Origin of the sequence: Mycobacterium sp. SMC-4, from assembly GCF_050205565.1 — a bacterium.
In the GTDB taxonomy this organism is placed as follows: Bacteria; Actinomycetota; Actinomycetes; order Mycobacteriales; family Mycobacteriaceae; genus Mycobacterium.
On the sequence record NZ_JBNMQU010000005.1, the window covers coordinates 119,841 to 134,565 of the forward strand.

The following is a 14,725-nucleotide window of genomic DNA, read 5'->3' on the forward strand; positions in this document are numbered from 1 at the left end:
CAGCTGTGACCCGCAAGCCGTTGATCGCCGGCAACTGGAAGATGAACCTCAACCACTTCGAGGCCATCGCGTTGGTGCAGAAGATCGCATTCTCGTTGCCGGACAAGTACTTCGACAAGGTCGACGTCACCGTCATCCCACCGTTCACCGACCTGCGCAGCGTGCAGACGCTCGTCGACGGGGACAAATTGCGGCTGACCTACGGCGCGCAGGACCTCTCGCAGCACGACTCCGGCGCGTTCACCGGCGAGATCAGCGGCGCCTTCCTGGCGAAGCTGGGATGCACCTTCGTCATCGTCGGGCATTCCGAGCGGCGCACCTACCACGGTGAGGACGACGCGCTGGTGGCCGCGAAGGCGGCCGCGGCGTTCAAGCACGGCCTCGTTCCGATCATCTGCATCGGTGAGCACCTCGAGGTGCGTGAGGCCGGCAACCACGTCGAGCACAACGTCAACCAGCTGCGCGGTTCGCTGGCCGGTCTGTCGGCCGAGCAGATCGGGCAGGCGGTCATCGCCTACGAACCGGTCTGGGCCATCGGCACCGGCCGCGTGGCCAGCGCCGCGGACGCCCAGGAAGTGTGTGCCGCCATCCGGGCCGAGCTGGGCAACCTGGCGTCGGCGGACGTGGCGGCGGGTGTGCGCGTGCTCTACGGCGGTTCGGTCAACGCCAAGAACGTCGGCGAGATCGTCGGGCAGACCGATGTCGACGGCGCGCTGGTCGGTGGGGCATCGCTGGACGGCGAGCAGTTCGCCACCCTGTCGGCCATCGCGGCCGGCGGACCGCTGCCCTGAGCTGGACTCGACACGTTGTAAGGTTGGCCCTATGCAATTGGCCCTGCAGATAACCCTGGTCGTGACCAGTGTTCTGGTCGTCCTCCTGGTCCTCCTGCATCGCGCCAAGGGCGGCGGTCTGTCCAGCCTGTTCGGTGGCGGTGTGCAGTCCAGCCTGTCGGGATCGACCGTCGTGGAGAAGAACCTGGACCGGCTGACGCTGTTCGTGACCGGCATCTGGCTGGTCTCGATCGTCGGCATGGCGCTGATGATCAAGTACAACTAGCGGCACCACCTCTACGTTCTGCGACGCGGCCGGTCGACCCGGATAATCGTGTGATGGCCGACCCCGCCGACGAGTCCCTCGAACCCATCGGAGCGGTCCAGCGAACCCAGGTGGGGCGTGAAGCGACCGAACCGATGCGGGAGGACATCCGCCTCCTCGGCGCGATCCTCGGCGACACCGTGCGCGAGCAAAACGGTGAGGCGATTTTCGACCTCGTCGAACGCGCGCGGGTCGAGTCCTTCCGGGTGCGCCGTTCCGAGATCGACCGCGCCGACTTGACCGAACTGTTCGACGGGATCGACGCGCGTGAGGCGATCCCCGTCATCCGGGCCTTCACGCACTTCGCGCTGCTGGCCAACGTCGCTGAGGACATCCACCGCGAGCGGCGCCGCGCAGTGCACGAAGCGGCCGGCGAACCTCCACCCAACAGCACCCTGGCGGCCACCTACGCCAAGCTCGATGCCGCCGCACTGGACGCCGACACCGTCGCCGACGCGCTGCGCGGAGCGCTGGTTTCGCCCGTCATCACCGCGCATCCCACCGAGACGCGGCGCCGGACCGTCTTCGACACCCAGCACCGGATCACCGAATTGATGCGGCTGCGGCTGCACGGCCATCACACCACCGAGGACGGCCGCGACATCGAACACGAGTTGCGGCGCCACATCCTGACGCTGTGGCAGACCGCGCTGGTTCGGTTGTCCCGGCTGAAGATCAGCGACGAAATCGAGACCGGTCTGCGGTACTACCCGGCGGCGTTCTTCGACGTGATCCCCGCCGTCAACGCCGCGGTCCGGGACGAGCTGCAGCGCCGCTGGCCCGACGCGGCCCTGCTGGACGAGCCCATCCTGCGGCCGGGCTCATGGATCGGCGGGGACCGGGACGGCAACCCGAACGTCACCGCTGAGGTGGTCCGACTGGCCACCGGCAGCGCCGCCTACACCGCGTTCGACCACTATTTCGGTGAGCTCACCGCCCTCGAGCAGGAGCTCTCGATGTCCAAGCGGCTGGTGCAGCCGAGCGCCGCCCTGTTGGAGCTGGCCGAAGCCTGCGACGAAGCCGCCCGCGCCGACGAACCGTACCGGCGCGCGCTGCGCGTCGTGCATGCGCGGCTGACGGCCACCGCCCGCGAGATCCTGGACCGGCAGCCCGAGCACGAACTCGACCTGGGTCTGCAGCCGTACCCGACACCGGGCGAGGTGCTGGCGGATCTGGACATCGTCGATGCGTCGCTGCGCTCGCACGGCAGTGCGGTACTCGCCGACGACCGGCTGGCCCGGCTCCGGGAATCGGTGCGCGTCTTCGGGTTTCACCTCTGCGGGCTCGACATGCGGCAGAACTCCGACGTCCACGAAGAGGTGGTGGCCGAACTGCTCGCGTGGGCCGGTGTGCACACCGACTACGCCTCGTTGAGCGAGCCCGAGCGGATCGATCTGCTCGCCGCCGAACTGGCCACCCGCAGGCCGCTCACCGGGCCCGGCGCCGAACTGTCCGAGCTGGCGCGCAAGGAACTCGACATCGTTACCGCGGCCGCCCGCGCCGTGCATGTGTACGGTCCGGCGGCCGTGCCGAACTACATCATCTCGATGTGCGAGTCGGTCTCGGACATGCTGGAGGCCGCGCTGCTGCTCAAGGAAGCCGGTCTGCTCGACGCCTCGTCGGAGCATCCCTACGCGCCGGTGGGCATCGTCCCGCTGTTCGAGACCATCGACGATCTGCAACGCGGGGCGTCGATTCTCGAAGCAGCCCTTGACCTTCCGCTGTACCGAGCCGTCGTCGCCGCCCGCGGTGACAGCCAGGAGGTGATGCTCGGATACTCGGACTCCAACAAGGACGGCGGCTACCTGGCGGCCAACTGGGCGCTGTACCGCGCGGAACTGGACCTGGTGGAATCCGCAAGCAAGACCGGGATCCGGCTGCGGCTCTTCCACGGGCGCGGCGGCACGGTGGGTCGGGGCGGCGGACCCAGCTACGACGCGATCCTCGCGCAGCCGCCCGGGGCGGTGCAGGGCTCGCTGCGGCTGACCGAGCAGGGCGAGGTGATCGCCGCCAAGTACGCCGAACCCCGCATGGCTCACCGCAACCTCGAGACCCTGCTGGCCGCGACGCTGGAAGCCACCCTGCTCGACATCGAGGGACTGGGAGGCCTCGCCACCAGCGCCTATCAGGTTCTCGACGACCTGGCCGCGCGGGCGCAACGCGCCTACGCCGAGCTGGTACACGAGACACCAGGGTTCGTGGACTACTTCAAGGCATCCACACCGGTCAGTGAGATCGGCGCGCTCAACATCGGCAGCCGCCCCACCTCGCGGAAACCGACCACGTCGATCTCGGACCTGCGCGCGATCCCCTGGGTCCTGGCGTGGAGCCAATGCCGCGTCATGCTGCCCGGCTGGTACGGCACCGGCACCGCGTTCGAGCAGTACATCGACGAAGAGGACGGCCGACTGGAGGTCTTGCAGGACCTGTATCGACGCTGGCCGTTCTTCGCGACGGTGCTGTCGAACATGGCGCAGGTGCTCGCCAAGTCAGATCTCGGACTCGCGGCGCGCTACGCCGAACTCGTCGAAGATGAAGAACTGCGCCGACGGGTGTTCGACAAGATCGTCGATGAGCACGCCCGCACGATCCGGATGCACAAGCTGATCACCGGCCACGACGATCTGCTGGCCGACAACCCCGCGCTGGCACGGTCGGTGTTCAACCGGTTCCCGTACCTCGAGCCGCTGAACCACCTGCAGGTCGAGCTGTTGCGGCGGTACCGCTCCGGAGACGACGACGAGCTGGTCCAGCGTGGCATCCTGCTGACGATGAGCGGCTTGGCCACCGCGCTGCGCAACTCCGGTTAGATTTGTCGCTGCCGCGACGGTGGCTAGATCTGTCGCTGAGTTTCAGAGCCCCGTGCTGCGCCGCACCCGGTTCAGCGCCCCGCGGACGACGTGCTCGGTGGCGGCCAGCGGCATGATCACCGACTCGCCCATCCCGACGATGCGTTCCACCCGCGTGACGATGCCATCCATGCGGTCCAGGATCGAGATCAGGCGCGGAGCCAGCTCATCGAACAGGCCGATGGTGGCGTTGAACCTTTCCATGGTGGCGTCCAGGTTGGCCGTCGAGCGGTCCAAGTCCTGCAATGTGTCGCTCAAGCCCTCGAGGATCGTGTCCACCTGCTCGACGGTGACGTCGGCGTTCAGGGCTGCCTGCGCCAGTTTGCGGATCCGTTCGGGACCGGTGCGTACGGGCCTGTCGCCTCTGTCAGCCATAACGGCCAGTATGACGGACAGCTTCGATACCTCGTTCTGGAAGATCAGATGAACATTCGCCCCGCGCTGTTCGCGACCTGCCGCGCGGCACCGGCGCGTCGACCACCGCGACGCTGGTGGCCGCCGCGCGCTGAGCTTGGCTTCGGTTATCCACAGGCCGGAAAAATAGTGCAGCAGGGACACTTCGGGCGGCACTAGAGTCGAACCTATGTTCGATAGATTGTTGGCTGACCTGCCTGATGAGGGGTTGGTGGCTGCCATCGAGCAGGCTGCGCGGGAGGAGAACCAAGCCAGCGCGCGGCGTTACGCGGCGATCGCGGAGTTCGTCCACCGCACTGTCGACGAGGACGATGAGCGCGGTGGGTGGGCGTTTGATCCGTGGAACAACGCGGCGGCGCATGTGGGGGCGGCGCTGTCGGTGGGGCAGCGGCGGGCGTCGGGGCAGATGCGGATCGCGGTGGCGCTGCGTGATCGGTTGCCCAGGATCGCTGCGTTGTTCTTGGCCGGCTCGCTGAGCGCGCGGTTGATCTCGGAGATCACCTGGCGCACGCACCTGGTCGAAGATCATCGGGTGTTGGCGCTCATCGATGCCGCGCTGGCCGAACGGGCGAGCCGGTGGGGGCCGTTGTCGGATGCCAAGCTCGTCGGTGCGATCGAGGCGGTGATCGAGCGCTATGACCCGGATGCGGTGCGTCGGGCGCAGGAGGTGATCAGAGCGCGCGATTTCCGTATCGGTGCCTGTGATGATCCCAATGAGATCGTGTCGGTGCACGGGCAGTTGACCGCCGGTGACGGTGAGGCTTTCCAAGCGCGGATCGCTGCACTGGTCAAGGGCCTGTGCGAGGACGATCCGCGCACCGCGGGGGAGCGTCGTTCTGATGCCGCGGGTGCCATTGTGCAGGACATCGAGCGCTTGGCCTGCCGTTGCGGCTCCCCGGAGTGTCCGGCGCCTGATCCGGTGTCCTCGCGTGTGGTGATCCAGGTGATCGCCGATCAGGACGCCGTCGATGCCGCCCAGGATCTGATCGCCGCCCAGGACCGCGAGCAGCAGCATAAGCAGGCCGAGAACCAGAAACCTGCCGAACCAAGGTCAGAGCCGGAGACGGAACCCGAGAAAGACTCGGATCCGGTGCAGCCCAAGAGGGAGTCTGGCGTCGCCGTCCGCTCGAAAGGGCGGGTCCTGCCGATCCCCGCGTTGGCGGAGGCCATTCGTGGTGGTGCGGTGATCAAGCCGCTGTGGATGCCCGGCCCCGACCCCGAGCCGCACTATCGTCCGTCGGCGAAGCTCGCCGCGTTCGTGCGGGCCCGTGACATGTTCTGTCGGTATCCGGGTTGTGATGTGCCCGCTGAGCATTGCGACATCGACCATGTGGTGCCGTGGCCGTTCGGTCCCACGCATGCGTCGAATCTGAACTGCAAGTGTCGAAATCATCACTTGGCCAAGACTTTTTGGGATGGCTATCGGGACGTGCAGCTGCCCAGCGGGGAGGTCATCTGGACCACTCCGGAGGGTCGCACGTATTCAACGATGCCGGCGAGTCGCCTGTACTTCCCGGCCTGGGATACCACGACCGCACAACTTCCGCCGATGGCGCAGCCGCCGCCGGGGCTGCTGCGCACCGGCAAGATGCCCAGACGGCGCCGTACCCGCGCCGCTGAGAACGCCGCGCGCATCAAAACCGAACGCGAACACAACGCAACCCAACGCGCCCTCGAGCGCGAACGCATGCGCACGCAGCGCGAGACGCGGCAACCGAAACGCCAACCGGCGCATCAACCCGACTACGGCGCCGACCCGCCGCCCTTCTGACTCGAGCCCGCGGGAACCGCGGTCAGAGCTTGGATGCGGCTCCCGCGTCGAGCAGCCACACCGTCTGTTCACTGCCGACGGCGCCGGCGGCCGGGACATCCACCGGGTCGGCGCCGCCGATCGCCGCGGCCACCGCGTCGGCCTTGCCTTCACCGGACACCACGAGCCAGACTTCGCGGGACCGTTGAATCGCCGGCAGCGTCAACGTGATTCGTTGCGGGGGCGGCTTGGGGGAGTCGGTCACGCCGACAACGGTGCGGGTGGTCTCGCGTACCGCCGCGGTGTCGGGAAACAACGAGTTGACGTGTCCCTCCCCGCCCATGCCGAGCAGATGTACGTCGAACACCGGTGTCGGTGCCGCACCACCGGCCTCTGCCAGCGCGTGCGCGTAAGCCTGGGCAGCTGCGTCGAGCGCATCACCGAACTCGCCGTCACTGGCCGCCATCGGATGCACGTTGGCCTCCGGGATGTCGACGTGGTTCAGCAGCGCCTCGCGGGCCTGCTTGTCGTTGCGTTCCGCATCGTCGCTGGGCACGAATCGTTCGTCACCCCAGTAGATGTGGACCTTCGACCAGTCGATCTCATCGGCGCGCGCAGCCACCCGCTCGAGCAGACCGATGCCGGTACCGCCACCGGTCAGCACGATGTGCGCCACGCCCCGGGCACCGATGGCCGCAACGATGACCTCCACCAGCCGGTCGCCGGCGGCGGCAGTCAAAGCAGCGGTGTCCGTGTACTTCTCGATGATCATCGGTATGTCACCCTGTCGATTCCGGCCAGCGCCTCGTGGTAGATCTCGTCGGCGTCGAGGCGGCGCAGCTCCTCGGCCAGACATTCCTTGACGTCGCGACGAGCAAGAGGAAGCAGCGCCACGGGACGCGACGTGCGGCTCAGCGTCGCCGTCACCCCCTCCTGTGGACGGCTCAACGTCACCGTCTCACTGGCCCTGTGCAGTTCGACCTTCAAGGTGCCCACCGTCCGAGTCACCGATCCGTCGATCCGGCTGGCCAGCCAGCCGGCCAGGACGTCCAGTGCGGGTTCGGTCGCCAGGCCCGACACCACCGCAGAGTCGATGGGTTCATGGGGCGGTTCGTCGATGGCGGAAGCGAGCAGCGCCCGCCAATAGGTGATGCGACTCCAGGCGATGTCGGTGTCACCCGGCGAGTATCCGGGCAGCCGGCCCTTGATCGCGGCCAGCGGATCCTGCGCGTGGGTGGCATCGGTGATTCGGCGAACCGCCAGCTTGCCGACCCGGTCCGCGGCCGGCGCGTCCGGGGCGGCCGTCGGCCACCACGCCACGATGGGGGTATCCGGCAGCAGGAACGGCAGCACCACGCTGTCGGCGTGGTCGGCCAGATCTCCGTGCAGGCGCAACACGACGACCTCGCCCGCCCCGGCATCGCGGCCCACGCGCAACTGCGCGTCGAGACGCGCGTCTGTCCTGGAGCGTTCGCCGGGCACGGTCACGATCACCCGGCACGGATGTTCACGGCTGGCGAAGACCGCGGCGTCCACCGCGTCCTCGAGCGCGTCGTCACCATCGACCACGACCACCAGCGTCAGAACCCGGCCGAGAGTGAGCGCACCGCCTTCCTCGCGCAGAACCGTGATCTTCTTGTTGATTTCGTTGGTGGTGGTGTCGGCAAGGTCGACGATCATGGTTAAGGACGCCTCCATTCCCGGCCCAGCCGGTGCACCATGTCGTTCGCCGACGGCGGACCCCAGGTTCCGGCCGGATACGGCTCCGGACGTCCGTGGGAAGCCCAGTGGTCCAGAACCGGATCGAGGATCTCCCACGATCGCTCGACCTCGGCGTTGAGCGGGAACAACGACGGCTCGCCGAGCAGGACGTCGAGGATCAGTCGCTCGTATGCCTCCGGAGAGTCCTCGGCGAAGGCCGAGCCATACGAGAAATCCATGTTGACGTCGCGCACTTCCATCGCGCTGCCCGGCACCTTGGAACCGAACCGCATGGTGATGCCTTCGTCGGGCTGGATGCGCATCACCAGGGCGTTCTTCCCGAGCTCCTCGGTCATGGTGGCGTCGAACGGCAGATGCGGCGCCCGCTTGAACACCAGAGCCACCTCAGTGACCCTGCGGCCCAACCGTTTTCCGGTGCGCAAGAAGAACGGCACCCCGGCCCACCGGCGGGTGTCGACCTCCAGGGTGATCGCGGCGAACGTCTCGGTGGTCGAATCGGGGGAGAACCCGTCCTCGTCGAGCAGCCCGGGTACCCGCTCGCTGCCCTGCCAGCCGGCGGCGTACTGACCGCGCGCGGTGGTCTGATCCAGCGGCTGCATCGGCTGGGTGGCTGCGAGCACCTTGATCTTCTCGGTCTGCAGCTCGTGCGGGTTGAAGCTGACCGGCTCCTCCATGGCCGTCAGCGCCAGCAGCTGCAACAGGTGATTCTGGATGACGTCGCGCGCCGCTCCGATGCCGTCGTAATAGCCTGCGCGGCCGCCCAATCCGATGTCCTCGGCCATGGTGATCTGCACATGGTCGACATAGTGCGAGTTCCAGATCGGCTCGAAGAGCTCGTTGGCGAAGCGCAGCGCCAGGATGTTCTGCACCGTCTCCTTGCCGAGGTAGTGGTCGATGCGGAACACCGAATCCTCGGGGAAGACGTTGTTGACCACGGCGTTGAGTTCCTGCGCGCTCTCGAGGTCGTGTCCGAACGGCTTCTCGATGACGACGCGGTTCCAGCGGTTGTCCTGTTGACGGGCCAACCCCGATTTCTCGAGTTGCTCGCAGACCACGGGGAACGCGTTCGGCGGAATCGAGAGATAGAACGCGTGGTTGCCGCCCGTGCCGCGTTCGGCGTCGAGCTTTTCCAGTGTCTCGCTGAGCCGCTCGAAGGCGCTGTCGTCGTCGAAAGTGCCCTGGACGAAGCGGAATCCCTCGGCCAGCCGGTCCCACACCTCCTGCCGGAACGGTGTGCGGGCGTGTTGCTTGACCGCGTCATAGACGACCCGGCCGAAGTCCTCGTCGGCCCAATCGCGGCGCGCAAACCCCACCAGAGCGAACGACGGGGGGAGCAACCCGCGGTTGGCGAGGTCGTAGATGGCCGGCATGAGTTTCTTGCGGGCCAGGTCTCCGGTGACCCCGAAGATCACCACACTGCACGGTCCTGCGATGCGGGGCATGCGCTTGTCGCGCTTGTCCCGCAACGGGTTGCGCCGCGGCTGGCTCATCGGCGCGGCGTTACTTCTTGGCCGCGTCGAGTTGGTCCTGCGTGGCCTCCAGCAGTTCCTGCCAGGACTTCTCGAACTTGTCGACGCCCTCGTTCTCCAGAACCAGGAACACATCGGTCAAGTCGATGCCGAGCTCGGCGAGCTTGTCGAAGATCTCCTGGGACTCGGCGCCGCGCCCGGTGACCGTGTCACCGGTGACCACTCCGTGGTCGGCGACCGCCTCGAGCGTCTTCTCCGGCATGGTGTTGACGGTGTTCGGCGCGACCAGCTCGGTGACGTAGAGCGTGTCGGAGTAGTCCGGGTTCTTCACCCCGGTCGACGCCCACAGCGGCCGCTGCACGCGGGCGCCGGCGGCTTTGAGTGCCTCGAACCGCTGTCCACCGAGGAACACCTCTTCGTAGGCCGCGTACGCCAGGCGCGCATTGGCCACACCGGCCTTGCCCAGCAACGCCGACGCCTCGGGGCTGTCGATCTTCTCCAGCCGGTTGTCGATCTCGGTGTCGACTCGGGACACGAAAAACGATGCCACCGAATGGATCCGGGACAGGTCGTGCCCGGCTTCCTTGGCCTTCTCCAGGCCCTGCAGGTAGGCGTCCATCACCAGCCGGTAGCGCTCGACGGAGAAGATCAGCGTCACGTTCACCGAGATGCCCTCGGCCAGAACGGATGCGATGGCCGGGATACCGGCCTCGGTGGCGGGAATCTTGATCAGCAGGTTCGGCCGGTCGACGATCTTCCACAACTCGATGGCCTGCAGGATCGTCTTGTCGGTGTCGTGCGCCAGCCGCGGGTCGACCTCGATGGAGACCCGGCCGTCGACACCGTCGGACTGCTCGTAGGTCTTGGCGAAGACGTCGCAGGCGTTGCGCACGTCGTCGGTGGTGACGGTGCGGATCGTCGCGTCCACGTCGGCGCCCCGCTCGGCGAGCTCGCGGATCTGACCGTCGTACGCCTCGCCCTTCGACAGCGCGGCCTGGAAGATCGACGGGTTGGTGGTCACGCCCACCACCGACCTGGTGTCGATGAGTTCCTGCAGGTTGCCGGTCTGCAGGCGTTCGCGGGACAGGTCGTCCAGCCACACCGATACCCCGGAACCGGCCAGCGCCGCCAGGTTCTGATTCTGAGTCATGTCTCGTCCTCTTTCACTAGTTCGCGATTACGCGTTGCGCGGCGGCCACCACAGCCTCTGGGGTGAAGCCGAACTCGCGGAACAGGGTCTTGTCGTCGGCGGACTCGCCGTAGTGCTCGATCGAGATGATCTCGCCGGTGTCGCCGACGATCTTGTGCCAGCTCTGCGCCACACCCGCTTCGATCGCGACCCGCGCGCAAACATTGGGCGGCAGCACGGCATCCCGGTACTCCTTGGGCTGGGACTCGAACCACTCCAGGCAGGGCATGGACACCACTGCGGCACCGATACCCTTGTCGCCCAACGCTTTCTGCGCTTCGATCGCGATCTGGACCTCGGATCCGGTCGCGATCAGCAGCACGTCGGCGGCCGTGGCGTCACCGCCGCCGATGACGTAGCCGCCGCGCGCCACGCCATCGGAGTCGGTGCCCTCGAGCACCGGAACACCCTGGCGGGTCAGGATGAAACCGACAGGCCCGCTGCCGTTTCCGCGAGCGATGATGCTGCGCCACGCGTACGCGGTCTCGTTCGGGTCGGCGGGGCGCACCACCGACAGGTTCGGGATCGCGCGCAGCGCGGCGAGGTGCTCGATGGGCTGGTGGGTGGGGCCGTCCTCGCCCAGGCCGATGGAGTCGTGGGTCCAGATGTAGATGGTGTCGATGTCCATCAACGACGCCAGCCGCACCGCGGGCCGCATGTAGTCGGAGAACTGCAGGAAGGTGCCGCCGAACGCGCGGGTGGGGCCGTGCAGCACGATGCCGGACAGGATGGCGCCCATCGCGTGTTCGCGGACACCGAAGTGCAGGACCCGCCCGTACCAGTCGGCGGTGAAGTCCTTGGTCGAGATCGACGGCGGACCGAACGACTTCACGCCCTTGATCGTGGTGTTGTTGCTGCCCGCCAGGTCCGCCGAGCCGCCCCACAGTTCCGGCAGCTTCGGGGCGACGTCGTTGAGCACCTGCCCGAACGCCGCACGGGTGGCGACGGCCTTGGAACCCGGCTCCCAGTACGTCAGGTCGGCGTCCCAGCCCTCGGGCAATTCCTCGGCGGTCAGCCGGTCGAGCAGCTTCTTGCGTTCGGGCTCGCGCGCCGCCCATGCCTCGAAGTCCTGCTGCCACGCGTCGTGGGCCTCTTTGCCGCGGGCCACCAGTCCACGGGTGTGGGTGATGACGTCCTCGCTGACCTCGAAGGTCTTGTCCGGGTCGAACCCGAGGATCTCCTTTACCGCGGCGACTTCGTCGTCGCCGAGCGCCGAACCGTGGATCCCGCCGGTGTTCATCTTGTTCGGGGCCGGATAGCCGATGACCGTGCGCAGCGCGATGAACGACGGCTTGTCGGTCACCTTCTTCGCCTCGGCGATCGCCGCTTCGATCCCGGTGACGTTCTCGCCGCCCTCGACCTCCTGGACATGCCAGCCGTAGGCGCGGTAGCGGTCGGCGACGTTCTCCGACAGCGCGATGTTGGTGTCGTGCTCGATGGAGATCTGGTTCTGGTCGTAGAACACGATCAGGTTGCCGAGCTGTTGCGTGCCTGCCAGCGACGAGGCCTCACTGGTGACCCCCTCTTCGATGTCGCCGTCGGAGGCGATCACGTAGATGAAGTGGTCGAACGGGCTGGTTCCCGGCGCGGCGTCGGGGTCGAACAGGCCGCGTTCGTAGCGGGCGGCCATCGCCATGCCCACCGCCGAGGCCAGACCCTGACCGAGCGGCCCGGTGGTGATCTCCACGCCGGGGGTGTGCCGGAACTCGGGGTGACCGGGGGTCTTGGACTTGAAGGTGCGCAGTGCCTGGATGTCGGACAGCTCGAGACCGAACCCGCCGAGGTAGAGCTGGATGTACAACGTCAGGCTGGAATGCCCACAGGACAGGATGAAGCGGTCGCGTCCCAGCCAGTGCACGTCGCTGGGATCGTGGCGCATCTGTCGCTGAAACAGCGTGTAGGCCAGCGGAGCGAGGCTCATCGCGGTGCCGGGATGGCCGTTGCCGACCTTCTGCACGGCGTCGGCGGCCAACACCCGGACGGTGTCGACCGCCCGCGAATCCAGGTCCGTCCAGTCGTCCGGGTGGTGCGGCTGGGTAAGGGAAGCGATCTCTTCGATCGTGGTCACGAGGGTGCACTCCTAAACTTGGCGGGCGTATCGATCCGCATCAACCACCCTAGTGTTCAACCCGGTCACCACGCAGTCCTCATCCCCCCTTGCGGCGGCGGAAATCGGACCCTGCGATTTCGGGCACTGGCCCATGCGGTCTACCATCGTCTGTAGTAGACGCCCCGCTGGGTGTTTCGTTCGGCCCCGAGTTGTTGCTGAGGAGTTGGTGGCGTGAGGATTCGCGAAGGCCAGCTTGTCGACGACGCCGCCAAGGGGCCGATCCGCCTCCGCGACCGCGTACTCGGCTACATCGGTCTGACCAAGCCCCGCGTCATCGAGCTGTTGCTGGTCACCACCATCCCCGCGATGCTGTTGGCCAACCGCGGCACGGTCGACCCGTTGCTGATCTTCAACACCCTGGTCGGTGGACTGCTGGCCGCAGCCGGCGCCAACACCCTCAACTGTGTCGCCGACGCCGACATCGACAAGAAGATGAAGCGCACCGAGCGCCGGGCGCTGGCCCGTGCGACCGTGCCGCGCAGCCACGCGCTGGTCTTCGGTCTGACGCTGTCGGTCACCTCGTTCTTCTGGCTGTGGTGGACCACCAACATGCTCTCGGCGCATCTGGCCGGCGCCACCATCGCGTTCTACGTGCTGGTCTACACGCTGCTGCTGAAGCGCCGCACGTCGCAGAACGTGGTGTGGGGCGGGGCCGCCGGATGCATGCCGGTGATGATCGGCTGGTCCGCGGTCACCGGCACGATCGAGTGGCCCGCGCTGGTGATGTTCCTCATCATCTTCTTCTGGACGCCTCCGCACACCTGGGCGCTGGCCATGCGCTACAAGGAGGACTACGAGGCCGCCGGTGTCCCGATGCTGCCCGTGGTCGCCACCGAGCAGCAGGTCACCAAGCAGATCCTGGTGTACACCTGGCTGACCGTGGCCGCGACGCTGGCGCTGGCGCTGGCGACCGGCTGGCTGTACGCGTCGGTGGCGATCCTCGCCGGCACCTGGTTCCTGGTGATGGCTCACCAGCTCTACGCCGGGGTCAAGCGCGGGGAAGCGGTGAAGCCGCTGCGGTTGTTCCTGCAGTCGAACAACTACCTGGCCGTCGTGTTCTGCGCGCTCGCGGTCGACTCTGCGCTGGCACTGCCCACGCTGCTGCACCTCTAGGGCACGAGCACCACCGACCCGACCGTCTTGCGGCCCTGCAGGTCGCGGTGCGCCTGTTCGGCCTCGCGCAGCGGGTAGCGCCCGCTGACCGTGACGTTGAGGGTTCCGTCCGCCACGGCGCTGAGGAATTCACCCGCCCGCCACGCGAATTCGTCCGGGGTGCGGGTGTGGTGCGCCAGATTGGGCCGGGTCAGGTAGACCGAGCCGGCGGCGTTGAGCCGCTGCGGATCCACCGGTGGCACCGGCCCGCTGGACGCCCCGAACAGCGCCAGGGTGCCGCGCACGGCGAGGCTGGCCAGGCTCGCCTCGAACGTCGACGCACCGACGCCGTCGTACACGGCGGCCACGCCGTTCCCGTTGGTCAGCTCACGGATGCGGGAGGCGAACTCCTGCGGGTCGTCCGGGTAGTCGAGCACCTCGATGGCGCCGGCCTGCCGGGACATCTCGGCCTTCTCGGGCGTCGACACCGTGGTGATGACCTTGGCGGCGAGGCTGGTGGCCCACTGGGTCAGGATCAGGCCGACACCGCCGGCGCCGGCGTGCACGAGGACCGTGTCGCCCTGCTGGACGGGATACGTCGACTTGATCAGGTAGTGCGCGGTCATGCCCTTGAGCAGGGCCGAGGCCACCGCTTCGGGCGCGACGCCGTTCGGTACGTAGGCCACGTAGTCCGCCGGAGCCAGGCAGTACTCGGCATACGCACCGAGCCCCTTGTCGGTGACGACCCGGTCGCCGACGTTGAGCGCGGCGACGTCGGGACCGACGGCCTCGATGGTCCCGCACACCTCGCTGCCGACGACGAACGGGAGATCGCGGGGATACAGGCCCGACCGGAAGTACGTGTCGATGAAATTCACCCCGATGGCCTCGGCTCTGATCAGCACCTGACCGGGCCCGGGTGAGGGCTGGGGTTTCTCCACATGGGTCAGGACTTCAGGTCCGCCGGTCTGCGTCACTTCGATCGCGTACATGTCCACCATCCTTACCCGTCGGGGGCGGCTAGCATCCACTGGA

At 67.4% G+C, this 14,725-nt stretch carries 12 protein-coding genes; 5 read left to right on the forward strand and 7 right to left on the reverse strand.

The window, feature by feature from the left end; all coding sequences use genetic code 11:
- The first annotated feature begins 5 nt into the window (after positions 1-5).
- Genes tpiA through ppc form a run of 3 tightly spaced genes read left to right on the forward strand, consistent with a single transcriptional unit; the run spans position 6 to position 3,905 of the window.
- Complete coding sequence (gene tpiA / locus ACQI46_RS11020; protein ID WP_427094029.1) at positions 6-791, forward strand: triose-phosphate isomerase; 786 nt, start codon at positions 6-8, stop codon at positions 789-791.
- A gap of 31 nt (positions 792-822) precedes the next feature.
- Complete coding sequence (gene secG, locus ACQI46_RS11025; protein WP_427059929.1) at positions 823-1,056, forward strand: preprotein translocase subunit SecG; 234 nt, start codon at positions 823-825, stop codon at positions 1,054-1,056.
- A gap of 53 nt (positions 1,057-1,109) precedes the next feature.
- Positions 1,110-3,905, forward strand: coding sequence for a phosphoenolpyruvate carboxylase (gene ppc, locus ACQI46_RS11030; RefSeq protein ID WP_427094030.1), 2,796 nt, complete (start codon positions 1,110-1,112; stop codon positions 3,903-3,905).
- Between the two features lie 42 nt (positions 3,906-3,947).
- Here the strand turns inward: ppc and ACQI46_RS11035 are convergent, their stop codons facing one another.
- The gene (locus ACQI46_RS11035; RefSeq protein WP_427094209.1) at positions 3,948-4,319 is read right to left on the reverse strand and encodes an ATPase; all 372 of its coding nucleotides are present in this window, start codon (positions 4,317-4,319) and stop codon (positions 3,948-3,950) included.
- 208 nt (positions 4,320-4,527) lie between these two features.
- Here ACQI46_RS11035 and ACQI46_RS11040 point away from each other — a divergent pair, with 208 nt between their 5' ends.
- Positions 4,528-6,129: a DUF222 domain-containing protein gene (locus ACQI46_RS11040; RefSeq protein WP_427094031.1), complete on the forward strand. Its 1,602-nt coding sequence runs from the start codon at positions 4,528-4,530 to the stop codon at positions 6,127-6,129.
- Positions 6,130-6,151: 22 nt separating this feature from the next.
- On the opposite strand, the gene pgl is transcribed toward ACQI46_RS11040, so the two are convergent.
- From pgl to tkt, 5 genes are read right to left on the reverse strand one after another with little or no spacing between them, the layout of a single operon-like run.
- Complete coding sequence (gene pgl, locus ACQI46_RS11045) at positions 6,152-6,880, reverse strand: 6-phosphogluconolactonase (RefSeq protein ID WP_427094032.1); 729 nt, start codon at positions 6,878-6,880, stop codon at positions 6,152-6,154.
- Complete coding sequence (opcA, locus tag ACQI46_RS11050; RefSeq protein WP_427094033.1) at positions 6,877-7,788, reverse strand: glucose-6-phosphate dehydrogenase assembly protein OpcA; 912 nt, start codon at positions 7,786-7,788, stop codon at positions 6,877-6,879. Before opcA ends, pgl begins: the two co-directional genes overlap by 4 nt.
- A 2-nt stretch (positions 7,789-7,790) precedes the next feature.
- Positions 7,791-9,320: a glucose-6-phosphate dehydrogenase gene (zwf, locus tag ACQI46_RS11055; RefSeq protein ID WP_427094034.1), complete on the reverse strand. Its 1,530-nt coding sequence runs from the start codon at positions 9,318-9,320 to the stop codon at positions 7,791-7,793.
- Positions 9,321-9,330: 10 nt separating this feature from the next.
- Complete coding sequence (tal, locus tag ACQI46_RS11060; RefSeq protein WP_427094035.1) at positions 9,331-10,449, reverse strand: transaldolase; 1,119 nt, start codon at positions 10,447-10,449, stop codon at positions 9,331-9,333.
- A 16-nt stretch (positions 10,450-10,465) separates the two neighbouring features.
- Positions 10,466-12,556: a transketolase gene (gene tkt / locus ACQI46_RS11065; RefSeq protein ID WP_427094036.1), complete on the reverse strand. Its 2,091-nt coding sequence runs from the start codon at positions 12,554-12,556 to the stop codon at positions 10,466-10,468.
- 261 nt (positions 12,557-12,817) lie between these two features.
- Here tkt and ACQI46_RS11070 point away from each other — a divergent pair, with 261 nt between their 5' ends.
- Complete coding sequence (locus ACQI46_RS11070; protein WP_427094210.1) at positions 12,818-13,711, forward strand: heme o synthase; 894 nt, start codon at positions 12,818-12,820, stop codon at positions 13,709-13,711.
- Here ACQI46_RS11070 and ACQI46_RS11075 read toward each other — a convergent pair.
- Positions 13,708-14,682: a quinone oxidoreductase family protein gene (locus tag ACQI46_RS11075; protein WP_427094037.1), complete on the reverse strand. Its 975-nt coding sequence runs from the start codon at positions 14,680-14,682 to the stop codon at positions 13,708-13,710. The two genes, ACQI46_RS11070 and ACQI46_RS11075, sit on opposite strands and share 4 nt — an antisense overlap.
- Positions 14,683-14,725 lie beyond the last annotated feature (43 nt).